Source organism: Micropruina sp. (assembly GCF_047607385.1).
Lineage (GTDB): Bacteria > Actinomycetota > Actinomycetes > Propionibacteriales > Propionibacteriaceae > Micropruina.
This window is the reverse complement of sequence record NZ_JASGDE010000187.1, coordinates 37,118-61,060: the sequence shown is the minus strand read 5'-3', so window position 1 is coordinate 61,060 and position 23,943 is coordinate 37,118. Positions and strand designations below refer to the sequence as shown.

Below are 23,943 nucleotides of genomic sequence, written 5' to 3'. Positions count from 1 at the left end.
CGTTGAGAACCGTCCCCGACCGTTGAGAACCGTCCCCGACCGTTGAGAACCGTCCCCGACCGTTGAGAACCGTCCCCGACCAGCGAGAACCGTCCCCGGTGGATCTCAGCTGCGGTTGAAGGTCTCCGGGTTGGAGCCGACTCGGTTTCCCGAGTCGACACCGTCGATGGCGCGCATGTCGTCGGCGGTGAGTTCGAAGTCGAAGATGTCGGCGTTCTCGCGCAGCCGCTCGGGGCTGGACGCCTTGGGGAAGACCACGATGTCGCGCTGGACGTGCCAGCGCAGGATCACCTGGGCCGGCGTCCGTCCGAGCCGGTCGGCGATGCCGGTGATCACCGCGTTGTCCAGGTCGGCCCGCCGTCCGAGCGGGCTCCAGGCCTCGGTGACGATGCCCAGCCGGGTGTTGACGTCGACCAGCTCGAACTGCGCCAAACTGGGGTGCACCTCGATCTGGTTCACCGCGGGCACCACGTCGCTGGAGTCGATCAGCCGCTGCAGGTGTTGCTGGTGGAAGTTGGAGACACCGATCGAGCGGGTCAGCCCCTGCGCCTGCAACTGCTCCAGGCTGTGCCAGGCCTGCAGGTAGGTGTCGAACTCCGGCGTCGGCCAATGGATCAGGTACAGGTCCACCTGCTCCAGGCCGAGCTTCTCCAGCGACTCGGCGAGCGCGGCCGGTGCGTCGGTCTGGCGGTTGTTCCACAACTTGGTGGTGACGAAGATCTCCTCCCGCGGGATCCCCGACTCGGCGATCGCGGCACCGACCTCCCGTTCGTTGCCGTAGATCGCGGCGGTGTCGATGTGCCGGTAGCCGTTGGCCAGGGCGAACGCCACATGCTCCTTGGTCTGCTCCGGCGGCATCAGGAACACGCCGAGACCGAACTGGGGAATGCGGTTGCCGTCGTTGAGGGTGATGGTGGGAACGCTCACGTTGCTCCTCGATCGGGTGCTGGGTCTCGGACGAGCCTACGCCGGACGCGTCCCGCCGGCCCGCGAACGGGGAGTAAGAGGTTCCGCAGGTAGGGCACGATCGGTTGGCCGCCTAACCTGCGGTTCCCTAAGGCCGAGCCCGAGGGGCGACCACGTTTCGACAAGCCGAACCGGCCGCGGGAAGATGGACACCGTGCTTTCCCTGCCCGCGTTGCTGACCGATCGTTTCCAGGCCGTCACCGGGGTCGACCCGGAGCTCCGTCCGGCCACCAAGCCGCAGTTCGGGCACTTCCAGTCGAACGTGGCGCTGCGCCTGGCCAAGGCCGAGGGCAAGCCGCCGCGGGAGATCGCCCAGCGCATCGTCGCCGAGGCGGACGTCGCCGACCTGTGCGAGCCGCTCGAGGTGGCCGGTCCGGGCTTCATCAACATCCGGCTGCGTTCCGACGTGCTCGCCGGCGTGGTCACCGGCATCCTGCGTGACCCGGACGCCGTCATCGAGCAGGCCGACCAGCCGCAGCGGGTGGTGATCGACTACTCGGCGCCCAACGTGGCCAAGCCGATGCACGTCGGCAACCTGCGCTCCACCATCATCGGGGACTGCTTCGCCCGGGTGCTGCGCGCCCAGGGCCACACCGTGATCGCGCAGAACCACATCGGCGACTGGGGCACCCAGTTCGGCATGCTGGTCGAGCAGATCCTGTTCGAGGGCATCGACGCCGACACGCTCGACCTCGACTCGTCGGTGGCGCTGTACCGGCGCGCCCAGGAGCACTTCCGTTCCGACGAGGCGTTCGCGGACGCCTCTCGCCGCCGGGTGGTGGCGTTGCAGTCCGGCGACGAGCAGACCCGGTCGATCTGGCGCTCGCTGATCGAGGTGTCCAAGGCCGGCTTCAACGCCGCCTACCGCCGGCTCGGCGTCCTGCTCACCGACGACGACCTGGCCGGCGAGTCGATCTACAACGACCTGCTGGCCGGGGTCGCCGACGACCTGTCCGCCGCCGGCATCGCCGTGGTCGACCAGGGCGCCCTGGTGGTCTTCGTGCCCGGCGACGAGGCGCCGCTGATCGTCCGCAAGACCGACGGCGGCTACGGCTATGCCGCGACCGACCTGGCCGCCGTCCGCTACCGGTTCGGCACCCTGGACGCCGATCGCTGCATCTACGTGGTCGGCTCGCCCCAGGCGCATCACTTCGCCCAGGTGTTCGCGGTGTCACGGATGGCCGGTTGGGTGCCCGAGGGTGGCGTGCTGGAGCACGTCGGCTTCGGCTCGGTGCTCGGACCGGACGGCAAGATGTTCAAGACCCGCGATGGCAAGACCGTCACCCTGGACACCCTGCTCGACCTGGCCGAGGACGTTGCCGCGCCCGACATCGCGATGGCCGCGGTGAAGTACGCCGACCTGTCCACCTCGCTGCACAAGGACTACGTCTTCGACGCCGACCGGATGGTCGCCACCACCGGCAACACCGGGCCCTACCTGCAGTACGCGCACGCCCGGGTGAGCGGCATCCTGCGCAAGGCGGACGCCGAGGGCTGGGCGTCCGACGGCGTCACCGTGCTGGACGACCCGGCCGAGCAGGCGCTGGCGCTGCTGCTCTCCCGGTTCGGCGAGATCGTGGACGAGGTGTCCACCAGCCTGCAGCCGCACAAGCTGTGCACCTATCTGTTCGACACCGCCACCGCGCTGAGCACCTTCTACGAGCAGTGCCCGGTGCTGAAGAGCGAGGGCGAGGTGCGGACGTCCCGGCTGGCGATCTGCGCGGCCACCCGGACGGTGCTCAGCAAGGGTCTGTACCTGCTCGGCATCGTTGCGCCCGAGAGGATGTAGCAGCATCGATCGGGATCGGGCACGGCAGACGGTGCCCGATCCCGATCGATCATTTCGGGGTGGAACCGGCGCGTTCGGCAGCGGGACGCAGGGCGTCCGTCATCCACTGCTTGGCGGTGGCCAAGGCGTCCCAGGAGGCCAGCACGACCTCGCCCTGCGGTGAGACATGCCGCCAGTCGCCGGTGACCGCGAGGCCGAGGACGGCGACGTCCAGGGCGTCGAGCCGGCTGCCGTAGTCGCGCTGCAAGCGCCGGATCGCGCCATGGATGCCGAAATCGGCTGTCGGCGGGAACGGCGTCCGGTGCTTGATCTGCGTCGACGCCCAGCGCAAGGGTTTGTCGCCGAAGTCGTCAAGGAACGCATCGACACGGCGGTTGATCGTCTCGAAGGTTTCGGACGCCGCGAGCGTGCGCTGCCAGTGCGCCATCCATTCCCTGCCGGTCGTGGTGGTCTCCAGCGGCGGGGGAGCCGTCAACAACGGTGGCGGCACGCTCGGGTCGTCGACAGCGAGTCCGCCGGCGTCGCGGACGCACAGCAGTGCGTGCGGCAATAGCGGTGCCGTATCGATGCTCACCCGCCAGGAGCGGGATCCCCACACCCTCATGACGGCCTGCCGGTCATCAGCCCGCCGGGGCAATCGGGCTGCGGTTCATCCCGTACCCGGTTCCGGACGCAAAGCCTCTCCGACGCCGTCATGACAGGAGCTTAGGAGGCCGTCAGCCCACCAGCCGGGGTCGATAGTCGACCCGCGCGCCGGAGGCGTCCAGGTAGCTGATCGTCTTCACCAGCCGCCGCGGTCCGGCATCGAACGCCGCCGCCGTCTCGCCGTGCTGGATCAGGTACCAGATGCGGCCGTCCGGCATCGTCCCGAAGGCATAGCGGTCGTTCGTGGCGAGCGGAGTCAGCGCCGGTTCTGTCGCTCCGTCGGGCAGCAGTCCGACGGCGGCCCGGCCCAGGGTCGGAATCGTCAGCCGAACCTCGGCGCGCAGCGGATCGGCGGACGCGCCGGAGAAGCCCTGCGATTGATCGGGGAAGATCCCCCAGCCGTGCAGATCGGGGTCGTCGAAGACGGTGATGGTGCTTGTCGAAGTCGACAGCCGAGCACTCGGGACGACCGTGCTCAGGCTGTTGCGAACCGTGCCGTCGAGGCCGCGCCACACCAGCGGGAGCGACTTCTCGGTCGGGCGCGGCGTCCAGGTGGCGACCAGGGTGAGCCCCTGCTGCGGCAGCGCGATCGCGACCGCCTGCGGGTAGTCCGGCCGGACGACGCTGCGGGTGGTCTCCGGAATCACCGCCAGCACCAGCAGCTTGCTGATCGTGACGGTGGCGTACTTGCCGGCCGGGACCGTGTATTCACGGCCGCCGTCCCACCGTCCGTCAGACAGCCCCCTCACCTTCAGCACCAACTGGTCACCGGAGCGCCTGACCGCGACCCGCAGCGGGTGGAACTCGCCCGCGGAGTCGGTGGGGACGCCGAAGCTCGCCACCTCGTCCGGCTCGGCGGTCAAGGGACTCGCGTAGGGCACCGGAGGGACGCCGGTGACCGGATGCGGCGCGACGGCGTACCAGCCGAGCAGCGCTACCGCGGTGGCGGCTGCGCCGGCGACGATCTGCCGGTTGCGGCGTCCGCTCCGACGGCCGTTGCCGGCGGCGATGACCCGGTCCAGTTCGACGGTCGACGTGCTGTCGTCGGCCAGGTCGCGGAGTCCGGCGCGAAGGCGTTCCTCGAGCATGGTCATGATTCGGCTCCTTCGGTCGTCGAGGCGACGGCGTCGCGCAGGCCGGCAAGTGCCCGGGAGCAGGCCGATTTGACCGCGCCCACGGTGATGCCGAGGCACTCGGCGGTCTGTGCCTCGGTGTAGTCGTCGAAGTAGCGCAGCACCACGATCCGGCGCTGCTTGGGGGTGAGCGTGGCGAGCATCCGGGCCACCTCGTCGCGATCGTCGACCCGACTCTGCGGCCACTCGCCGGACGGACGCTCGGCCGCCCACTCGACCGGGATCGGACGCCGGCGCCGCCGATGGTCGATGCTGACGTTGACCAGCACCCGGCGGGCGTAGCTGGTCGCATCGTCCAGCCGCACCCGGTCCCAGGCGGCATAGGTCCTGGTCAACGCCTCCTGGACGAGCTCGTCGGCGAGATCCTGGCTGCCGGTCAGCAGGTACGCCGTCCGCGCCAGATAGCGGGACGCGGACGCCACGAAGGCGGTGAACTCCGCTTCCCGACGCGACGTGGCGCCGAACCCGACCATGCGTTCTCCTCCATCGACTACCCCTCTCTACGCAGCAGAGACCCGAATGGTTGCGCGGCGGGAGAAACTGCTGAAAATTCGTAGCAGCGGCGAGGCTCCACGGTGTCGGCGGCTGCCGCGCTCACGGCGGCCGGGGAGAAAACGATTCCTTTCGGGCCGCTCGGGTGACGTCGGCGACCGACGCAGGAGTGAAGGCTTGTCCGTCCGGCCACGGTGGGGACATGGTGTTGACATGTCCACAAGCGTGGTGAGTATCCGGCTCCCCGACGACCTCAAGGTTCGCCTGGAGGTGCTGAGCCGGGCAACCGGCCGTAACGATCTCAGCGATCGTGGCTTGGTGCCGGCGGGCTAGGGCCTGTTACGGAAGTCCGGTCCGGCTCGCGGGGTCCCGCATCCCGACCGGCTGCGTTCTCGTCAGTTGCCATACGACCCGGTATGACGCCCTCCTCGGCCTTGCCGGACCGGGCGCGGATACCCCGCTCAACTGATCGAACCCGACTTCCGTAACACGCCCTAGGGAGCTGGCTGGTTCGAGAGAGCCGCAGGTTTGTCCGCACCCGGTTTATTCGCTAGATAGACGCCCACCAGGATGGCTGCGCCGCCGAGCCACTGGACGACCGACAGTCGTTCGTCCAGGAGTGCAGCGCCGGACACGAGTGCGGCGACTGTCGATACTCCGATGAAGGTCGAGTAGCGGTTTGAGCCGATCGAGCTGATCGCGTAGTTCTGCAGGAAGAAGGCGCCGATGGTGCAGCCGATCGCGAGATAGGCGACCGCGATGACGAAGTCGGGCCGGGCCAGCGGAAGCGAGAGGAAATAGTCCATGGATCCGGCGCTGGCGTGGCCGATGACGGCCATCGTGCAGAACGTCACGGCACCGGCAGCGATCATGACGAACGTCTTGTCCAGGTCGCTTGCGTGGGCATAGCGCTCGGCAAAGACCGTGTAGAGGGCGAACGCAACCACGGACCCGGCGAGCAGCAGGTAGCCCAAGGTTTGAGCGCCGAGCGTCACCCCTCCTGCCGCGACCGTGGCGATGACGCCGGCAAGGGTGACCGAGATCCCCACGACCTGCCATCTCGATGGTCGAGCTTTCAGCACGATCGCGGCAGCAAGGAGGTTCACGACCGGAATCGCGGACAAGATCAGTCCGCTTTCGGAGGCACTGGTTTGCGCGACTCCGAAGGTCTCTCCGAGGTAGTAGGCAACCGGTTGGAACGCAGCCAGCAGCAGGAGGGGCTTCATCGTCGATCTGGTCAGGGTCAACCGCACAATCCGGCAGGCCCAAAGCGCCAGCAGGACGAGGAGGGCAACGCCGAACCGCCATGCCAGCAACGTGACGGGACTGATCGTGGAGGTGATGTCCTTGGTGAAAACGAACGAGCATCCGTAGAGCAGCTCGGTCACGATCGCCGCCACGACGCCGGCGCGAACAGATCGGTTCAACTAGTTCTCCCGCTTCCGCACTTCCGTAGCGTCTCACAGGACGCTTTGAAGGATCAGGGGGCTGCCCGCCGTGCGGCGGCTCAGCTCCAGAAACGATCGTTATCGGGCCAGGGCGTGGTCAGGTGTATCTCAGGCTCTCACCGGTGGCGTAGTCGTGGAGTGAGCGGACCAGCGCCGCCACGAACGCCGTCCGGGTGTCGGGGGCGGTGCGGTCGAGGGAGAGATAGGGGTTGAGGTCCTCCAACTCGACCAGGAGCAGGTGACCGTCGCGGGTGCGGCAGGCGTCGACGCGTTGGATGCCGTGCTCGATGGCGTTCCAGTCGATGAAGCGCTGCGCGAAGTCCAGATCGGCCGGCGTCGGGTCGTACAGTTCCAGCCGCCACCGTCGGCTCGGGTCGGGGGCGTAGAGCGCGTACTGGAACGCGTGATCGACGTAGTAGAACGACACCTCGTAGCCGAAGTCGATCCGCGGTTGAATCAGCACGTCCGGCTCGTCGACCGTCTCGGCCTCGGCGCGGCGGACGAATCGCAGCCCGACGGAATCGGCACCCTGCTTCGGCTTCACCACGTACTGCTCGGCGGCGGGCAGCCGATCGATGGACGCGGCGTCGTCGACGGTCGGGATGACGGGGTAGCCGGCCGCGGTGAGGTCGACGAGGTACTGCTTGCCCGCCTGGTCCCCCTTCCCGATCGGCTCGGTGTACAGGGGCACGCCCAGCTCGACGGCGCGCGCACGGTAGGCGTGGTAGGCGTCGAGGTGTTCGGCCACCGGCCCGGTGTTGCGCACCAGCACGACGTCGGCGCCGTCCATGAATGTGGCGGCGTCCTGGGGGTGGCACAACGCGACGTGGAAGTGCTCGCCAAGCTCGCCGGACAGGGCGATGTCCTCATCGCAGTAGCGACGGCCGGCCGCCTGGTAGTTCAGGTCGGTGACGAACAGCAGCCGCATGCTCATTCCTCGGCCGCGACCAGCGCCGCGGTGACGTGCAGCGCGGTGGTGGGGAACACCGGCACCGGTGAGTCGGGCTGGCCGATGAGGAGTTCGATCTCGGTGCAGCCCAGCACGATGCCCTCGGCTCCGGCGTCGACCAGCCGGCCGATGACGTCCCGGTACACCTGCCGAGACTCCTCGGTGACGATGCCCTGCACCAGTTCCTCGTAGATGATCCGGTGCACCGTCGCCCGGTCCGCATCGTTCGGGATCAACGACGCGATGCCGTGCCCGCTCAGCCGGTCGCGGTAGAACGCCTGCTCCATCGTGAACGCGGTGCCCAGCAGCCCCACCGTGCCGATGCCCGCCGCCGTGATCGCCGCGGCGGTGGTGTCGCCGATATGGATGAACGGGACGCCGATGGCGGCGGTGATCTGGTCCGCGACCAGGTGCATCGTGTTCGTGCACAGCACCACGAGGCCGGCCCCGGCGGCCTCCAAGCCCTGCGCATGCGTGGCGAGGATGCGGCCGGCGGCGTCCCAGTCCCCGGCGGCTTGCAGCGCCTCGATCTCGGCGAAGTCGAGCGAGTCCAGCAGGATCGGTGCCGAGTGGTAGCCGCCGAGCCGGTCGCGAACCTGCTCGTTCGCCATCCGGTACCAGTCCAGCGAGGACTCCCAACTCATGCCGCCGAGCACACCGATCATCTTCACGTCCCCATGGTTACGCGTTGTGGACGCCATGTACACCGCCGCCAGGAGGGTCGGCATGGCCGGCGACCGGGTCACCGGGTCAGCGGTCGACGTCCTGGCCCGACTCCAGATCGCCACAGTCGATCGTGGTCACGCCGTGGGCCTGCAGATAGCCGGCACCGCCGGAGTCGCCGCTGAGCGAGTCGGCGAATCGGCGCCAATGGTGGCGTCCGATCAGCACCGGGTGTCCCGGACGCCCCGCGAAGGACGCCCTGACCAGGCAGTCCAGGCTCACCAGGGTCAGCAGCCGGCGCAGTGTCGCCGGATCGCCGTCGGGGATGTCGACCGGGGTGATCGCCGCCGCCACCGGCGTCGGCTGCAGCCGGCCGGCCGTGGCGATGCCGGTGCGCAGCGACTCCGACAGCCCGTCCGCCCAGCGTTCGCAGATCACCGCGGACGCGGACGCCGGCAGCAGCGCCCGAGCCGCGGTCGCTGCGGCGCCGAGCACCACGACCACGTCGGTGCAGCCGCCGTCGAACAGCCGCCGGACCACGGCCTCGACCCAGGGAGTCCCGGACGCCGTGCGGCGCAGCGCCTTCGGACCCCCGGCCCGAACCCCGGCACCGGCCGCCAGCACGATGCCGACCACCGCGCCGTCACCCGACGCCCGAGACCCATCGCCCCAGCCAGCGGAAACTGCGCTCGAGTGGGCGGAACCCACACCCGAGTGGGCGGAACCCACACCCGAGCCGGCGGAGTTCGCACCCGGGCCGATCACCGGGACCCGCGACCCAGCCAGGTCGAACCCAACGCCGGCACCGGGTGCTCGTCACGCTCCGGTGCCAGCACCCGCCGGCCCCGCACGTGCACCGCGGTGATCGCCGCCTCGCGCAGTCCCATCAGCACGGTGAACAACACCTGGTAGAGCGCCCGCCGCGGGTCCGGGTCGTTGCCGGCCCCGGCCAGCGCCGGCGCGAGATGCTCGTCCCGGTCGGGTTCGACGGTGACGAAGTCGGCCTCCTTGCCGAGGTCGAAATTGCCGAACCGGTCCTGCTGGTCGAGGGCCTGGGCTCCGGCCAGCGTGCACAGGTAGAGCAGTTGCGGCGGACTGAGCGCCACCGAGGCGTCGCCCGGCTCGGACAGATGCACCTTGTAGGCGTCGTTCGCGACCCGCGGGATCAGCCACTCGTCGCCGGCACCGACGTCCGAACCGAGCGCGACGGTGACGTCGTGCGCCACCGTCCGCCGCCACGGCATGGTGCCGGAGCCGAGGAATTGCTGCGAGGTGGGGCAGTGCGCGATCGAGCTCCCGGACGCCGCCAGCCGGGCCAGTTCGGCGTCCGTGCAGTGCACCGCGTGGGCCATGACGGTGCGCCGCCCGAGCAGCGACTCCCCGCCACGCTTCGAGCCGGGCAGGAACAGGCCGTCGTAGGTGTCCAGGTAGCTGTCCACCTGGTACTGGGCGCGGACGGTGGCGATCTCGCCGTCCCCGGGCCTGTTGTTCTCGTTCAGGTGGGTGTGCAGGTACACCCCACGGTCGCGGACGCCGGCGTACAGCTCACCGAGCGCGGCCAGCGTCCGCGGGGTCACCGACAGCGAGAACCGGGGCACCACGGCGACCTGCAGCAGCGCGGTCGCCGGATCCCCAGTGTCGGCGCAGTGCCAGCGGTCGATCTCGCGGGCGACCAGGGCGATCGCCTCGGCCTCGCCGGTCAGCAACGGCGCTGCGCTGGCCGGCCCCACGGTCTGGATGCCGCGTCCGGCGACCAGCCGCAGCCCGGCGTCCCGGGTCGCCTCGAACAGCGCGTCCTGGGCGCCCGGGAAGGCCGAGCCGAAGACCATCGCCGCCGTGGTGCCGACCTGGATCCGGCGCCGGGTGAAGCTGCGGGCCACCCGGACGGCGTGGGCGTCGTCGGCCAGCCGGGCCTCGGCCGGGAAGACGCAGTGCTCCAGCCACTCCAGCAGCTGCCCGCCGCCGTAGGCGTCGGTGGTGAAGGTCTGCGGATAGTGCAGGTGGGTGTCCACGAACCCGGGCAGCAGCAGCGCCGAGCCGTCCCCGACCACCGGCCAGAACAGGTAGTCGACCGGCAGTTCGTCGTACCGTCCCAGCCAGGCCACGGTGCCCGCCGAATCCACCACCAGGGCGCCGTCCGGCACCGACACCAGCTGCCGGTCGGCGGCGGCCAGGTCGGCGTCCCCGGCGATGTGCAGGACGTGCCCGCGATGCACCGCGGCCGGTGGGTCAGGCGCCGGTGGGTCCGGCTCCGGTGGCTCGGCGGGAGCGGTCATCAGTGCCCGTACTCGGCCGCGATCCGCACCTTGGCCGCGGCGATCGGGTTGGCGTCGGCGACCTTTTCGTCGAAGCGGTGGTTGACGATCTTGGCCACCTCGATCAGCCCCGCCGCCTTCTCGGCCGCCACCGAGTTCGCCAGCCGGGTCCAGCCGTGCGCGATCACCTTCTCGTAGCGGTCCACGTCGGCGGCGCTGACCACCAGCGGAAAGCCGAATTTCTCCTTGTAGGCGGTGGTCAGCTCGGTCAGGTCGTCCAGATCTTCGCCGACCAGCGCGGGCAGGCCCTTGGTGTCGTGATCGGCGGCGTAGCGGATGTGCGCGGTGTCCGCCGACGAACCCAGGTCGGGGAAGGACCGCAGCAACTCCAACTGCTCCTCGCCGGACGCCCCGAGCAGGGCGTCCTGGAAGGCGGCGCGCAACGCGTAAGCGTCCGGGAACGGACGGGCCTGGAAGGCCAGCTCGACCACCCACGGCGCACCCTGGACCAGGTCGCCGAAGGTGGTGCCGAACTGCTCCCGGTTCATCGTGTTGACCTGGTCGATGGTTACCAGGCCGTCGCCCGGGCGTCCGGCCACCGCCTGCCCGTGGCCGCCGGTGTGGAAGAACAGCAGGTTCAGCCCGATCGCCATGATCGCGCCCAGCGTGATGCCCGAGCCGAAGAAGATCTGTGCCCAGCCGGGGAAGGCGCCGGCGATCGCGCCGTACCCGGTGATCAGGCCGGCGGCACCGACCGTGGTGCCCACCACGATGCTGTTGCGATGGTCGGTGAAGTCGACCTTCTGCAGGGTCTGGATGCCGGCGACCGCGACCGCCGCGAACAGCGCCAGCGCCGCGCCGCCGAGCACCGGGTGCGGAATGCCGGCGACGATCGCCGCCGCTTTGGGCAGCAGGCCGAGCACGATCATGATCACGCCGGCCGCCGCCACCACCCAGCGCGACTTCACCTGGGTGAGCCGGACCAGGCCGACGTTCTCGGCGAACGCGGTGTAGGGGAACGAGTTGAGCACCCCGCCCAGGGTGGTCGCCAGCCCGTCGGCGCGGATCGCCGCGGCGATGTCGCCGGGCCGGACCCGCTTGCCGACGATCTCGCCGGTCGCGTAGGCGTCCCCGGTGGTCTCCACCATGGTGATCAGCATCACGATGACCATCGACAGGATCGCGGTCACCGAGAACTGCGGGACGCCGAAGTAGAACGGCGTGGTGATCCCGAAGACCGGCGAACCGGCCACGTCGTCGAAATGCGCGTCGCCGAGCAGGAAGGCGATCAGGGTGCCGGCGACCAGGCCGATCAGCACCGCCACGGTCTGCAGGAAGCCCCGGGTGAACCGCTGCACGATCAGGATCAGCGCCAGCGTCCCGCCCGCGTAGCCGAGGTTCTTCAACAGCAGGCCGGGGTTGCGCAGCGCGTAGTCGTACATCTCCACCGGGGTGAAGGTGCCGGCCGCGTCGAACACGAAACCGTTGACCCCGCCGATCGCGCCGTAGGCGATGTCGCCGGCCGCCACCGGAACCAGGGCGACGCCGATGATCAGGATGATCGACCCGGTGACCACCGGGGGAAAGTATTTGAGCAGCCGAGCGAAGAACGGCGCCACGAAGAAGGTGAACAGACCGGCCACGATGACCGCGCCGTAGATGGTCAGCAGGCCGTCGACCGGCGTCCCGCCGGTAGCGGTGACGGAAAGGCCGATCGCGATCATCGGCGACACCGCGGTGAAGGTGACGCCCTGCAGCAGCGGCAGCCGGATGCCGATCCGCCAGGCCCCGCGTCCGAAGCCGACCGCCTGCAGGATCGAGGCGATGCCGCAGGTGAACAGGTCGGCGTTGATCAGGTGGATCAGCTGCTCGCTGCTCAGCCCCAGCGCGTTGGCGACCAGGATCGGGACCAGGACGGCGCCGGCGTAGAAGGCCAGCACGTGCTGAAAGCCGTAGGCGGCCAACTGGGGCGCCGGCAGCACCTCGTCGACCGGGTGGACGCCGGTCTTCCCGATGCTGCTCTGTGCCGTGGTGGTTGTCGCCATCGCGGACCTCCTGGATGGGCGTGGGTCGCCCCGGAACGGGCGGCGGAGCTATCTTCAGCCCGGTTTTCGGGCCGGACGCCTCACGTCGCCGGAAAGTAACGCCGCTTTCATCGCACTGGAACAGGGCGCGGATATTCCTGAGGGGTCCGGGGTCGATGCCGGAGTGAGGAGCGGACGCCATGTTCGAGCTTGCCGAGGAGCTGTTGCGGCGGCTGGACGCGGGGGAGCCGGTGGCGGTGGTGACGGTGACCCGGGTGCTGGGCTCGGCACCGCGTCCGGTGGGTTGCTCGATGGCGGTGGCCGCGACGGCGTCCGGGGAGCGGGTGCTGGGGGCGATCTCCGGCGGCTGTGCCGAGTCGGCCGCGCATGCGCTGGCGCAGCAGGTGCTGGCCTCCGGTGCGCCGGTCACCGAGCATCTCGGATTCGACGAGTGGGCGTTCTCCACCGGACTGTCCTGCGGCGGCCAGCTGCGGGTGCTGGGCTACCGGCTGGACGCCTCCCGTCCCGAGCTGATCGCCGAATTGCGGGCCGCCGCCGACGGATCGGACGCCGCGCTGGCGATCGTCTCGCGCGGGCCCGACGAGTTGCTGGGCCGGGTCGTGACGCTGACCGGCGGGGACGCCGGACTGCCGGCCGGGGTGCTCGGGGTGGTGCGGCGGGAGCTCGCCGACCGGCTGGTCGACGGCGTCTGCGGTGTGCTGGAGCCCTCCGACGAGGTGGAGTTGGCGGTGCTGGTCAGTCGCGCCCGTCCGCGGCTGTTGATCTTCGGCGCCGTCGACGTGGCCGGTGCGTTGAGCCGGCTCGGACGCCAACTCGGCTACCGGGTCACCGTCTGCGACGCCCGGGCGCTGTTCGCCACCGCCGAGCGGTTCCCGGACGCCGACCAGGTGGTGGTGGACTGGCCGGCCCGCTACCTGGCGTCGATCGAGGTGGACGCCCGCACGGTGATCGCGGTGCTGACCCACGAGGAGCGCTTCGATGTGCCGCTGCTCACCGCCGCCCTGGACGGTCCCGCCGGCTACATCGGTGCGATGGGTTCGCGCCGCACCCACCAGCGGCGGTTGGGCCTGCTCCGCGAGGCCGGGGTCTCGGCGCAGGCGCTGGAGCGGTTGCATTCGCCGATCGGTCTCGACCTGGGCGCGGTCACCCCGATGGAGACCGCGGTCTCGATCATGGCCGAGGTGATCGCGTCCCGCACCGGTGCTGCGGCGCGTCCCCTGGCGCAGGGTTCGGGCCCGATCCACGCCGTGGTGGTGCCCGCCTGACTTGTGGGGTGCCGTCCGGTGGGACGCTGGGGACGGTTCCTTTCGTCCCACTGGTAGTACCTGTGGCACGAAAAGAACCGTCCCCACCGTTCCATTCCACCGTTCCATTCGTAGTGTCAGTGGGACGAAAGGAACCGTCCCCATCGTCCCACCTAGCCGGACGCCAGGCGCCAGACCCGGTCCTTGCTGAACGGGGTCTCATAGGGTCGGACGCCGACCGCGCGGCGGATCGCGTTGCCCAGGGCGGCCGCGACCGGGTTGTACGGGGATTCGCTCATCGACTTGGCGCCGAACGGGCCGAGGTCGTCGCTGGTGTCGGCGAAGTACACCTCGGTGTCGCCGATGTCGGCCAGCTGCGGCACCCGGTAGGTGCGGAACACCGGATTGAGCACCGCTCCGTCACGAACCAGCACCTCCTCCAGCAGCGCCGAGCCGATCGCCTGGGCGACGCCGCCCTCGACCTGGCCGCGGCACTGCTCCGGGTTCATCACGGTGCCGGCGTCCGCCGACTGGATCGACTGCAGAATGCGCACCTCGCCGGTGTCGACGTCCACCGCGACCCGGAAGGCCTGCACGTTCCAGGCCAGCGAGCGCTGCTCACCGAGCTCGGCGCCGTCCGCCACCAGAACCCCACCGACCCGATGGTGGTCGTCGACGGCCGCGATCAAGTCGGCGAAACCCAGCCGCCGACCGCCGGCGACCACGCCGTCCGCATCGAGCGTGAGTTCGGACGCCGACGCGCCGGTGAGCCGCTCGGCAGCGGTCAGCAAAGTCGCCCGCAGGTCGAGCGCCGCCGCATACAAGGCCTTGCCGGCAACGGTGGTGCCGGCCGAGGCGAACGCGCCGGTGTCGTGGGGGGCGGCGTCGGTGTCCGACTGGTGCACCACGATCCGGTCCACGCCGGTGTGCAGCGCGGTCGCCACGATCTGGGTGTGCACCGTGGTGGTGCCGTTGCCGAACTCGGCGGTGCCCACCCCCAGGTGATAGCGGCCGTCGGGGTGCAGGGTGACCGTGGTCCGGGCGATGTGCCCGAACGGGGCCATGGTGGCGATCATCGCCACCGCCATGCCCTCACCGGTGCGCCAGCTGGGGCCGGACGGCGCCGCCACCCCGTTGCCCCTGGCCAGCGCGGCTTCGGCCAGATCCAGGCACTGGTCGAGCCCGTAGCTGCCGTAGACCAGATCGGCCTCCGGCTCGGCGTGCGCGGTCAGCAGCGGATCGCCCGGGCGCACCATGTTGATCCGGCGCAGCTCGAACGGGTCCATGTCCAGAGCGATGGCGAGTTCGTCCAGCGCCGACTCGACGCCGAAGATCACCTGCCCCAGGCCATAGCCGCGGAAGGCGCCCGAGGGCACGTTGTTGGTGTAGACGACCTCGGCGTCCACCCGCTTCACCGGCACGTTGTACAGCGAGATCGACTCGGCGCAGGCGTGGAACATGACGCCCCGAGAGTGGTTGCCGTAGGCGCCGGTGTCGGAGAGCAGGTCGAGCTTGAGCGCGGTCAGCCGGCCGTCCGCGGACGCCCCGAGGCTCACCCCGACCCGCATCGGATGCCGCACCGACGTGCGCTGGAACTCGTCCGCCCGGCTCAACTCGAACTGCACCGGACGTCCGGTGCGCAGCACGGCCAGCCCGACCAGGTCTTCGGTGAAGATCTCCTGCTTGCCGCCGAAGCCGCCGCCAACCCGTCCGGTGAACACCCGGATCCGTTCCGGCGGCAACTCCAGCAGCAGGCTGAGCTCGTCGCGGACCAGGAACGGCACCTGGCTGGAGGTGCGCAGGGTGAGCCGGCCGTCGTCGTCCAGCCAGCCGATGGTGCCGTGGGTCTCCAACTGGGCGTGGCTGACCCGCTGGGTCTGCCAGACCCCGCTCACCGTCACCGCGGACGCCGCCAGCGCCGCGTCCACGTCGCCGCCGTGGCCTTCGTGCAGGCCGACGATGACGTTGCGGTGCGCCTCGTCCACGCGATCGGCCGGGGTCCGGTCCGGATGGATCAGCGGGGCGCCCGGGGTGCGCGCCTGCTCCGGGTCGAAGACGGCGGGCAGCACCTGGTAGTCGACTTCGATCAGCCGGCAGGCCTGCTCGGCGATCGCGGCCGTCGTCGCCACCACCGCGGCGACCCGCTGGCCGCGGAACCGGACCACGTCGTCGAGCATCCGGGTATCGTCCGGGTCGTCGACGCGATGCTCGTGCCGGGCCGTCGAATACCGGACGCCGGGCACGTTGCGGTGAGTGAGCACGAGCTCGACCCCGGGCAGCGCCTCGGCCGCGCTGGTGTCGATGGCGACGATCCGGGCGTGCGGATGCGGCGCGTTGAGCAGCCGCAGGTGCAGCGCGCCGGGCATCGCCACGTCGAAGGTGTACGGCTCGGTGCCGGTCACCACCCGGCGTCCGGCCGGCGGCGGCACGGAGCGGCCCACCGCCGCCTCGTCCGGACCCGGCCGGTCGGTCAGGGTCGGCGCTCCGGTCAGGCCGGCCCGGATGGACTGCCGGATCGACCGGTAGCCGGTGCAGCGGCACAGGTTGCCCTTCATCAGCCGCGGCAGGTCGTCGAGGTCGTCGACGGTCAAGGGGGACGCGGTGACGATCATCCCGGCGGTGCAGAACCCGCACTGGAAGCCGAAGTTGTCGCAGAACGCGCGCTGCATCGGGTGCAGGTCGTCGGGGCTGCCCAGGCCGGAGACGGTGGTCACCTCGGCGCCGTCGACCCGGACCGCGGGCACCAGGCAGGAGTGCACCGGACGTCCGTCCAGCAGCACCGTGCAGGCGCCGCAGTCCCCGGCGTCGCAGCCCTTCTTGACGCCCAGGTGGCCGTGCTCGCGCAGGAACGTGCGTAGGCACTGCCCGGGCGCGGGGGCGGCGTCCAGGGCGGCGCCGTCCACGGTACAGTGGATCGCGTCGGCGTCCACGGCAGGCTCGAGCGGCGGTGTGGTGTGGGTGTCGGTCATCGGCCCACCGGCCCCGACGCGGCCGGCACGGATCCGGCCTGGCCCAGTTCGGCGCGGACCTCTTCCATCAGCACCTGGCTGACCTGCCGACGCCAGTCGGCGGCACCGAGCGGATCGGTGTAGTAGCCGGACGCGGCGGCGACCCCGGCGCGCAGCGTGTCGGCGTCCGGGAGTTCGGGATAGCGCAGCAGCACCGGACGCAGCGTGGCGGCGGTGATCACGAACAGCGCCGAGCCGTCGGCGTCGAGGCGTCCGGTCAGCACCGCGCCGGAGCGGCCCAGCCGGGCCAGCGCGATCTTCCGCAGCGCCGTCGTGCCGGACAGGGCGCGATGTGGAATCTCGATCGCCCGCAGCACCTCGCCCGGGGCGAGTGAGTTGGTGCCGTTGCCGGTGATCAGCCCGGCCACCGGCGCCCGCCGGTCGGTGCCGTCCGGGCGCCAGATCTCGGCCTCGGCGTCCAAGGTGGCGGCCAGCGTGACCATCGCGCCGGCAGCGAACGAGCGGCAGATGTTGCCGCCGACCGTCGCCAAGCCCCAGATCTTGAACGACATCAGCAGCGCGTCGGCGCAGGCCCGGAAGAACGGCTGAGCGGTCCACCCCGGCTGCGGCGGCAGCCCGACCAGCTCGGCGATGGTGCAGGTGGCGGCGACCCGCAGGCCGCGGTCGGTGACCTCCAGCGCCGGCCACTCCAGCGCGGTCAGATCGACCAGCCCGGACGCCTGAGGCTGCGGCTCGGAGAACAGCCAGGTTCCGCCGGCGAGCAGCACCTCACCGGGCGCCAGGACCAATTCACTGCGCGACCGCGGACGCCGGAACCGCGTGATCGTATTGAGGTCCATCGGCACAGTGAATCGACCGGATGTATCGCCCGTGTTTCGAGTCGGTGCAGCTTGTGGGTCAACGCTGGGGGACGCGGTGAGGTTCTCGACCCGGTGCGCCGCACCCGCTTCGGTTCTCGGTGGCGCCGATCAGGCCGTGACACGACCCGCATGGCCACGTACCGTGAGTGCAGCCCACTTTCGAAGGAGAAATATCGTGGCCACTCCCGTGCGCGCCGCCGTCCTGACCGGCGTCGAGGAAAAATTCCGGTTCGAAGATCTGATTCTCGATGACATCCGTCCCGACGAAGTGCTGATCAAGATCGCGGCGACCGGTCTGTGCCACACCGACCTCGCAGTACAGCACGGGGATATACCGGGCCCCTTTCCGTTCGTTCTCGGTCATGAGGGTTCGGGTGTCGTCGAACAGGTCGGCGACCATGTCACCGGTCTGGCGGTCGGGGACGCCGTCACGCTCTCCTTCGCCTCGTGCCGTGACTGCCGCAATTGCCTGGCCGGGCACCCGACCAACTGCCTGAACCTTTACCCGCTGAACTTCTTCGGCGTCCGGGGGGACGGGTCGACCACCTTCAGCCGCCCCGACGGCGGCGCCGTGCACGGGAGCTTCTTCGGGCAATCCTCATTCGCAACGTACGCCATCACGTCGGCGACGAACGTGGTCAAACTGCCCGACGGTGCGCCCGTGGAACTGGTCGGGCCGCTCGGCTGCGGTTTCCAGACCGGCGCCGGCACCATCCTCAACACACTCAAGGTGCAGCCAGGCAGCACCGTCGTGGTCACCGGCGCGGGCGCTGTGGGACTCTCGGCGATCATGGCCGCGAAGATCGCCGCCGCGACCACGATCGTCGCCGTCGACATCCTCGATGAGCGGTTGGCGATCGCTCGGAGCCTCGGAGCCACGCACACCATCAACTCCCGCGAGGTGGACGCCATCGCGCGAATCATGGAGATCATCCCCGGGGGCGCCGACTACGGCGTGGACACGACCGGTGTGGCAACGGTGATCGAATCGCTGCTGCAGGCGACGGCGTTGGGCTCGAGAATCGCACTGGTCGGCGTCCCTCGGCCCGGACAGACAGTGAACCTCGGGCTGATCAGCGCGTCGGGCAAGACCATCGTCGGTGCGATGGAGGGCGATTGCGTCCCGCAGACCTTCATCCCGCAGCTGCTCGCGCTACATCGAGCAGGTCAATTCCCTTTCGACGAGTTGATCACCAGCTATTCGTTCGAGGACATCGAACAGGCGATCGCCGATACCGCCTCCGGCAAGGCCGTGAAGGCCGTCCTGGTCATGCCGGACTAAGAGGTTCCGATCGGGCGCGCGAACTCGCGACGCAGACCGGCTCAGATCCCCATCGGATGCCAGACCGTCTTGATCTCCAGGAACCGGGTCATCCGGTCCAACTCCGGTGTGGCGGTCAACTCTTCGACACCGGGACGGCGTACCCGCTTCAGGTTGTCGGCGGCGGCGACCTCCAGGTCACGGGCCAGGTCGGCGTCGGTCACCCCGGTCAGGTCGAGGCCGTTGACGTCCATGTGGGACGCCAGCCAGGGCCCGATCTCGGCGGCGTCCCCGGTCAGGATGTTCACCACTCCGCCCGGCACATCGGACGTCGCCAGCACCTCGGCGAAGGTGATCGCCAGCAGCGGCGCCGGCTGCGAGGGGATCACGACGCAGGTGTTGCCGACCGCGATCAGCGGCGCCACCACCGACACCAGCCCGAGCAGCGGGGACTCCGGGGCGATCACCGCGACCACCCCGGTCGGTTCCGGCGAGGACAGGTTGAAGTACGGTCCGGCAACGGGGTTCGCGGCGCCGTCCACCTGGGCGATCTTGTCCGTCCAGCCGGCGTACCAGACCAGCCGGTCGATCGCGGCGTCCACCTCGGCCCCGGCTTCGGACGCCCCGACACCGAGAGCCGCGACGATATCGGCCTCGAACTGCGCCCGCCGCGCCTCCAGCACCTCGGCGATCCGGTACACCACCTGGCCGCGGTTGTACGCCGTCCGCGACGACCAGCCGCCGAACGCGGACCGGGCCGCTTTCACCGCGTCCCGGGCGTCCTTGCGGGACGCCTGCGAGGCGTTCGCCAACAAGGCCCCGGAGGCGTCGTTGACCAGGTAGGTGCGGCCCGATTCCGAGCGCGGGAAGGCGCCGCCGATGTACAGCTTGTAGGTCTTGCGGACGTCGGTGCGGCTCACTGCAGGTACCCTTCCAGCCCGTGCCGGCCGCCCTCGCGGCCATACCCCGACTCCTTGTAGCCGCCGAACGGGCTGGCCGGATCGAAGCGGTTGAACGTGTTGCTCCACACCACGCCCGCGCGCAGCGCCGAGGCCATCCACAGGATCCGGGAGCCCTTCTCCGTCCAGATCCCCGCGGACAGCCCGAACGGGGTGTTGTTGGCCTTCTCCACCGCCTCGGACGGCGTCCGGAAGGTGATCACCGACAGCACCGGCCCGAAGATCTCCTCGCGGGCGATCCGATGCGCCTGGGAGACCCCGGTGAAGATCGTCGGCGCGAACCAGAACCCCTTGTCGGGCAGCACACACGCGGGCGACCAGCGGTCTGCCCCCTCCGCCTCGCCGATGTCGGACAGGGCCCGGATCTTGGCCAGCTGCTCGGCGGAGTTGATCGCCCCGATGTCGGTGTTCTTGTCCAGCGGGTCGCCGACCCGCAGGGTGGCCATCCGCGCCTTCAGCTTGGCCAGCACCTCCTCGGCCACCGACTCCTGCACCAGCAGCCGCGAGCCGGCGCAGCAGACGTGGCCCTGGTTGAAGAAGATGCCGTTGACGATGCCCTCGACGGCCTGGTCGATCGGGGCGTCGTCGAAGACGATGTTGGCCGCCTTGCCGCCCAGCTCCAGGGTGACCCGCTTGTCGGTGCCGGCCACGGTGCGGGCGATCGCCTTGCCGACCTCGGTGGAGCCGGTGAATGCCACCTTGTCGATGCCCGGGTGGGCGACCAGGGCGCGTCCGGTGTCGCCGGCCCCGGTGATGATGTTGACCACCCCGGGCGGCAGGTCGGCCTGCTGGCAGATCTCGGCGAACAGCAGCGCGGTCAGCGGGGTGGTCTCGGCCGGCTTCAGCACCACGGTGTTGCCGCAGGCCAGCGCGGGGGCGATCTTCCAGGCCAGCATCAGCAGCGGGAAGTTCCACGGAATGACCTGCCCGGCCACCCCGAGCGGCTGCGGGTTCGGTCCGAAGCCGGCGTATTCCAGCTTGTCGGCCCAACCCGCGTAGTAGAAGAAGTGGGCGGCCGCGGTGGGCACGTCGACGTCCCGGGACTCCTTGATCGGCTTGCCGTTGTCGATCGACTCCAGCACCGCGAACTCCCGGGACCGTTCGGCGATGATCCGGGCGATCCGGAACAGGTACTTGCCGCGTTCGGCGCCGGACATCCGCGACCAGGGGCCGAACGCCTTCCGGGCGGCCGCGACCGCGGCGTCCACGTCGGCCTCGGACGCCTCGCTGACCTGCGCCAGCACCTCCTCGGTGGCCGGATTGACGGTCGTGAAGCCCTCGCCGCGGCCGTCGACGAAGTCGCCGCCGATGAACAGCCCGTAGGACGATCGGATGTCGACGATCGAGCGCGATTCCGGCGCCGGGGCGTAGTCGAAGCTGATGCTCATGGGTGTCCCTGGGTCAGTCGAGAGTGAAGTAGTCGGGGCCGGAGTAGCGTCCGGTGGCCATCTTGGTGCGCTGCATCAGCAGGTCGTTGAGCAGCGTGGACGCCCCGAACCGGAACCAGTCCGGGCTCAGCCAGTCGGGGCCGGCGATCTCGTTCACCATCACCAGGTACTTGATCGCGTCCTTGGAGCTGCGGATGCCGCCGGCCGGTTTCACCCCGACCTGGCGTCCGGTGGCCAGCCGGAAGTCGCGGACGGCCTCCACCATCACCAGCGTCACCGGCAGGGTGGCGGCCGGCTGGATCTTGCCGGTGGACGTCTTGATGAAGTGCGCGCCGGCCAGCATCGCCAGCCAGGACGCCCGGCGCACGTTGTCGTAGGTCTGCAACTCGCCGGTCTCGAAGATCACCTTCAGGTGCGCCGTGCCGCAGGCCTCACGGACGGCGGCGATGTCCTCGAACACCTCCAGGTAACGGCCGGACAGGAACGCACCCCGATCGATCACCATGTCGATCTCGTCGGCACCCGCGGACGCCGCCTCGGCGACGTCGGCCAGCCGGACCTGGCGGGAGGCGCGTCCGGACGGGAACGCCGTCGCTACCGCGGCCACCTTGACCTCAGAGCCCTGCAGCGCGTCCTTGGCGATGCCGACCATGTCGCCGTAGACGCACACCGCGGCGGTGCGCGGGCAGGACGGATCGGCCGGGTCGGGACGCATCGCCTTGCTGCACAGCGCCCGCACCTTGCCGGGGGTGTCCATGCCCTCCAGGGTGGTCAGGTCGACCATGCCGATGGCCAGGTCGAGCGCCCACTGCTTCGCGGTGGTCTTGATCGACCGGGTGCCCAGGGACGCCGCACGCTGGTCGGCGCCGACCTGGTCGACGCCGGGCAGGCCGTGCAGGAAGCGGCGCAGGGCGGCGTCCGAAGCGGTGACGTCAGCCAGGCTCGACTGCAGTGTCGTACTCACCCGGACAGCATAGGAGTCCGGCCGACGGATCAGCGCAGCAGGTCCGGGTGCGCCGACTTGTCCACCGCCAGCCAGGCCGCGCCGATGATGCCGGCCCGGTTCTGCAGCTCGGCCGGCACGATCGGCGTCCGCAGGTTCAGCCGCGGCAGGAATTTGTGGGCCTTCTTGCTCACCCCGCCGCCGACTACGAGCAGATCGGGCGAGAACAGGAACTCGACCGTCTCGTAGTAGCGCTGCAGCCGCGGCACGTACTCGTCCCAGCTCAGCTCCTCGCGGGTCCGGGCGCTGGCGGCGGCGCGCTTCTCGGCGTCGTAGCCGTCGATCTCGAGGTGGCCGAGCTCGGAGTTCGGGATCAGCATGCCGCGGTAGACGATCGCCGAGCCGATGCCGGTGCCCAGGGTGGTGATGATGACCAGGCCCGGGTTGCCCTTGGCGGCGCCGAACTGCACCTCGGCCACACCGGCGGCGTCGGCGTCGTTGACCAGCACCACGTCGCGGCCCAGGGCGTCCTCGAAGATCTTCTCCGCCGGGCAGTTCACCCAGGACGGGTGGATGTTGGCCGCCGACAGGGTCACGCCGTGCTGCACGATGGCCGGGATGGTGATGCCGATCGGGCCGTCGCCGAGCTGGTCGGAGAAGTTGGCCACGATCTCGCCGACCACGAAGGCGACGTTGGCGGGGGTGGATTCCTGCGGGGTCTCGATCCGTAACCGCTCCGTTGCGAAGTCTCCGGCGGCGAGATCGACCACAGCTCCTTTGATGCCCGATCCGCCGATGTCGATGCCGAGTGCGAAGTTCGAAGTCATGAGCCGCACCTTAGTGAGCGCTCCACCGCGAGGGAAGGTGGTCGCGAGGCATCGGGGTTGCCAGACTGAGGGTATGAGTTCATGGTTGGTCACCGGCGGTGCCGGGTACATCGGTGCGCACGTGGTGCGCGCTTTCGCTTCGGTCGGCATCGATCCGGTGGTTTACGACGACCTGTCGTCGGGCTTCGCCGGCTTCGTGCCCGAGGGGGTGCCGTTCGTGCAGGGCGACATCCTGGACGTCGAGACGCTCACCGAGACCCTGTCGGCGCACGGCTGCACGGGTGTCGTGCACGTCGCCGGGTTCAAGTACGCGGGGGTGTCGGTGAACCGTCCGCTGCACACCTACAACCAGAACGTCACCGGCACCGCCAAGGTGCTGGACGCCATGCACCGGGCCGGCGTGAACAAGGTGGTGTTCTCCTCCAGCGCCGCGGTGTACGGGACGCCCGACACCGAATTGGTCACCGAGGACTCACCCACGCATCCGGAGTCGCCGTACGGGGAGTCGAAGCTGATCGGGGAGTGGCTGATCGCGGACCTGGCCCGGGCCTGGCCGGAGTTCGCCGGGGTCAGCCTGCGCTACTTCAACGTGGTCGGCTCGGCCACCGACGAGGTGTACGACGCCAGCCCGCACAACCTGTTCCCGATCGTCATCGAGGCGCTGCTGGAGGGCCGGACGCCGCGGGTGAACGGCACCGACTACCCGACCCCGGACGGCAGCTGCGTCCGCGACTACGTGCATGTCGGCGACCTGGCGGTCTCCCACGTGGCCGCCGCGCAGGCGCTGGAGGCCGGACGGCAACTGCGTCCGGCATACAACCTGGGCAGCGGCGACGGGCTCAGCGTGCTGCAGATCATGGACGCCATGCGTCGCGTCACCGGCATCGACTTCAGCCCCGAGGTGGGCGCGCGGCGTCCGGGTGACCCGGCCCGGATCGTCGCCGAGGGCCGGGCCGCCGCAGCCGATCTGGACTGGCAGATGCGGCACACCGTCGACGACATGGTGCGCAGCGCCTGGGACGCCCGACGCGCCCACTGACCGGCCGGCCCGCTCGCCGTTCGCCCGTCTCACCGTTCGTTCGCCGTTGGCCGGGCCTGTCCGCGACC

The 23,943-nt window shown here is 70.1% G+C and carries 20 protein-coding genes; 4 read left to right on the top strand and 16 right to left on the bottom strand.

What is annotated here, in order from left to right; all coding sequences use genetic code 11:
• Positions 1-105 precede the first annotated feature (105 nt).
• Positions 106-927, bottom strand: coding sequence for an aldo/keto reductase (locus QM582_RS16435; RefSeq protein ID WP_415086199.1), 822 nt, complete (start codon positions 925-927; stop codon positions 106-108).
• 184 nt (positions 928-1,111) lie between these two features.
• Between QM582_RS16435 and argS the strand changes: the two genes are divergently transcribed.
• Complete coding sequence (gene argS, locus QM582_RS16430; protein WP_415086198.1) at positions 1,112-2,755, top strand: arginine--tRNA ligase; 1,644 nt, start codon at positions 1,112-1,114, stop codon at positions 2,753-2,755.
• A gap of 49 nt (positions 2,756-2,804) precedes the next feature.
• Here the strand turns inward: argS and QM582_RS16425 are convergent, their stop codons facing one another.
• The 9 genes from QM582_RS16425 to QM582_RS16385 all read right to left on the bottom strand — a co-directional run bounded on the left by QM582_RS16425 (position 2,805) and on the right by QM582_RS16385 (position 12,385).
• On the bottom strand, positions 2,805-3,329 hold the full coding sequence (locus QM582_RS16425; RefSeq protein ID WP_415086196.1) for a hypothetical protein: 525 nt from the start codon (positions 3,327-3,329) through the stop codon (positions 2,805-2,807).
• A gap of 142 nt (positions 3,330-3,471) precedes the next feature.
• Positions 3,472-4,494 (bottom strand): hypothetical protein, encoded by a 1,023-nt coding sequence (locus tag QM582_RS16420; protein ID WP_415086194.1) that lies wholly within the window; start codon positions 4,492-4,494, stop codon positions 3,472-3,474.
• Entirely contained in the window at positions 4,491-5,006 is a 516-nt protein-coding gene (locus tag QM582_RS16415) for a SigE family RNA polymerase sigma factor (RefSeq protein ID WP_415086192.1), read from the bottom strand. The genes QM582_RS16420 and QM582_RS16415 overlap by 4 nt, the downstream gene beginning before the upstream one ends.
• A 513-nt stretch (positions 5,007-5,519) precedes the next feature.
• Positions 5,520-6,425 carry a DMT family transporter gene (locus tag QM582_RS16410; RefSeq protein ID WP_415086190.1) on the bottom strand — a complete coding sequence of 302 codons (906 nt, stop codon included), beginning with the start codon at positions 6,423-6,425 and terminating at the stop codon, positions 5,520-5,522.
• A 145-nt stretch (positions 6,426-6,570) separates the two neighbouring features.
• Positions 6,571-7,401, bottom strand: a complete 831-nt coding sequence (locus QM582_RS16405) for a hypothetical protein (protein WP_415086189.1) — start codon at positions 7,399-7,401, stop codon at positions 6,571-6,573.
• A 2-nt stretch (positions 7,402-7,403) separates the two neighbouring features.
• A complete protein-coding gene (locus QM582_RS16400; protein WP_415086201.1) occupies positions 7,404-8,087 on the bottom strand; it encodes an aspartate/glutamate racemase family protein in 684 nt (227 codons plus the stop codon).
• A gap of 85 nt (positions 8,088-8,172) precedes the next feature.
• Positions 8,173-8,721 (bottom strand): nucleotidyltransferase family protein, encoded by a 549-nt coding sequence (locus tag QM582_RS16395; RefSeq protein ID WP_415086187.1) that lies wholly within the window; start codon positions 8,719-8,721, stop codon positions 8,173-8,175.
• Between the two features lie 125 nt (positions 8,722-8,846).
• Positions 8,847-10,361, bottom strand: a complete 1,515-nt coding sequence (locus QM582_RS16390; RefSeq protein WP_415086185.1) for an amidohydrolase family protein — start codon at positions 10,359-10,361, stop codon at positions 8,847-8,849.
• Positions 10,361-12,385 (bottom strand): solute carrier family 23 protein, encoded by a 2,025-nt coding sequence (locus QM582_RS16385; RefSeq protein ID WP_415086182.1) that lies wholly within the window; start codon positions 12,383-12,385, stop codon positions 10,361-10,363. Before QM582_RS16385 ends, QM582_RS16390 begins: the two co-directional genes overlap by 1 nt.
• A 179-nt stretch (positions 12,386-12,564) precedes the next feature.
• Between QM582_RS16385 and QM582_RS16380 the strand changes: the two genes are divergently transcribed.
• Entirely contained in the window at positions 12,565-13,650 is a 1,086-nt protein-coding gene (locus QM582_RS16380) for an XdhC family protein (protein ID WP_415086181.1), read from the top strand.
• A 152-nt stretch (positions 13,651-13,802) separates the two neighbouring features.
• Here QM582_RS16380 and QM582_RS16375 read toward each other — a convergent pair whose 3' ends face one another.
• Positions 13,803-16,598, bottom strand: a complete 2,796-nt coding sequence (locus QM582_RS16375) for a molybdopterin-dependent oxidoreductase (protein ID WP_415086179.1) — start codon at positions 16,596-16,598, stop codon at positions 13,803-13,805.
• Positions 16,595-17,437, bottom strand: a complete 843-nt coding sequence (locus QM582_RS16370; RefSeq protein ID WP_415086178.1) for an FAD binding domain-containing protein — start codon at positions 17,435-17,437, stop codon at positions 16,595-16,597. The genes QM582_RS16375 and QM582_RS16370 overlap by 4 nt, the downstream gene beginning before the upstream one ends.
• Positions 17,438-17,633: 196 nt before the next feature.
• Here QM582_RS16370 and QM582_RS16365 point away from each other — a divergent pair, with 196 nt between their 5' ends.
• A complete protein-coding gene (locus tag QM582_RS16365; protein ID WP_415086176.1) occupies positions 17,634-18,740 on the top strand; it encodes an NAD(P)-dependent alcohol dehydrogenase in 1,107 nt (368 codons plus the stop codon).
• A 41-nt stretch (positions 18,741-18,781) separates the two neighbouring features.
• On the opposite strand, the gene QM582_RS16360 is transcribed toward QM582_RS16365, so the two are convergent.
• Genes QM582_RS16360 through ppgK form a run of 4 tightly spaced genes read right to left on the bottom strand, consistent with a single transcriptional unit; the run spans position 18,782 to position 22,836 of the window.
• Positions 18,782-19,639, bottom strand: a complete 858-nt coding sequence (locus tag QM582_RS16360; protein WP_415086174.1) for an aldehyde dehydrogenase family protein — start codon at positions 19,637-19,639, stop codon at positions 18,782-18,784.
• Complete coding sequence (locus tag QM582_RS16355) at positions 19,636-21,066, bottom strand: aldehyde dehydrogenase family protein (RefSeq protein ID WP_415086172.1); 1,431 nt, start codon at positions 21,064-21,066, stop codon at positions 19,636-19,638. Before QM582_RS16355 ends, QM582_RS16360 begins: the two co-directional genes overlap by 4 nt.
• A gap of 13 nt (positions 21,067-21,079) precedes the next feature.
• Positions 21,080-22,030: a deoxyribose-phosphate aldolase gene (gene deoC / locus QM582_RS16350; RefSeq protein WP_415086170.1), complete on the bottom strand. Its 951-nt coding sequence runs from the start codon at positions 22,028-22,030 to the stop codon at positions 21,080-21,082.
• A 29-nt stretch (positions 22,031-22,059) separates the two neighbouring features.
• A complete protein-coding gene (ppgK, locus tag QM582_RS16345; RefSeq protein WP_415086169.1) occupies positions 22,060-22,836 on the bottom strand; it encodes a polyphosphate--glucose phosphotransferase in 777 nt (258 codons plus the stop codon).
• Positions 22,837-22,909: 73 nt separating this feature from the next.
• Between ppgK and galE the strand changes: the two genes are divergently transcribed.
• Positions 22,910-23,875: a UDP-glucose 4-epimerase GalE gene (gene galE / locus QM582_RS16340; protein WP_415086167.1), complete on the top strand. Its 966-nt coding sequence runs from the start codon at positions 22,910-22,912 to the stop codon at positions 23,873-23,875.
• Positions 23,876-23,943: the final 68 nt, after the last annotated feature.

What these genes read in the sequence shown, in the direction of transcription:
- QM582_RS16355 (WP_415086172.1), bottom strand. Translation starts at nt 21,066, where the DNA reads ATGAGCATCAGCTTCGACTACGCCCCGGCGCCGGAATCGCGCTCGATC.
- QM582_RS16400 (WP_415086201.1), bottom strand. Translation starts at nt 8,087, where the DNA reads ATGATCGGTGTGCTCGGCGGCATGAGTTGGGAGTCCTCGCTGGACTGG.
- QM582_RS16420 (WP_415086194.1), bottom strand. Translation starts at nt 4,494, where the DNA reads ATGACCATGCTCGAGGAACGCCTTCGCGCCGGACTCCGCGACCTGGCC.
- ppgK (WP_415086169.1), bottom strand. Translation starts at nt 22,836, where the DNA reads ATGACTTCGAACTTCGCACTCGGCATCGACATCGGCGGATCGGGCATC.
- QM582_RS16370 (WP_415086178.1), bottom strand. Translation starts at nt 17,437, where the DNA reads ATGGACCTCAATACGATCACGCGGTTCCGGCGTCCGCGGTCGCGCAGT.
- QM582_RS16385 (WP_415086182.1), bottom strand. Translation starts at nt 12,385, where the DNA reads ATGGCGACAACCACCACGGCACAGAGCAGCATCGGGAAGACCGGCGTC.
- QM582_RS16375 (WP_415086179.1), bottom strand. Translation starts at nt 16,598, where the DNA reads ATGACCGACACCCACACCACACCGCCGCTCGAGCCTGCCGTGGACGCC.
- argS (WP_415086198.1), top strand. Translation starts at nt 1,112, where the DNA reads ATGGACACCGTGCTTTCCCTGCCCGCGTTGCTGACCGATCGTTTCCAG.
- QM582_RS16380 (WP_415086181.1), top strand. Translation starts at nt 12,565, where the DNA reads ATGTTCGAGCTTGCCGAGGAGCTGTTGCGGCGGCTGGACGCGGGGGAG.
- galE (WP_415086167.1), top strand. Translation starts at nt 22,910, where the DNA reads ATGAGTTCATGGTTGGTCACCGGCGGTGCCGGGTACATCGGTGCGCAC.
- QM582_RS16390 (WP_415086185.1), bottom strand. Translation starts at nt 10,361, where the DNA reads ATGACCGCTCCCGCCGAGCCACCGGAGCCGGACCCACCGGCGCCTGAC.
- QM582_RS16405 (WP_415086189.1), bottom strand. Translation starts at nt 7,401, where the DNA reads ATGCGGCTGCTGTTCGTCACCGACCTGAACTACCAGGCGGCCGGCCGT.
- QM582_RS16415 (WP_415086192.1), bottom strand. Translation starts at nt 5,006, where the DNA reads ATGGTCGGGTTCGGCGCCACGTCGCGTCGGGAAGCGGAGTTCACCGCC.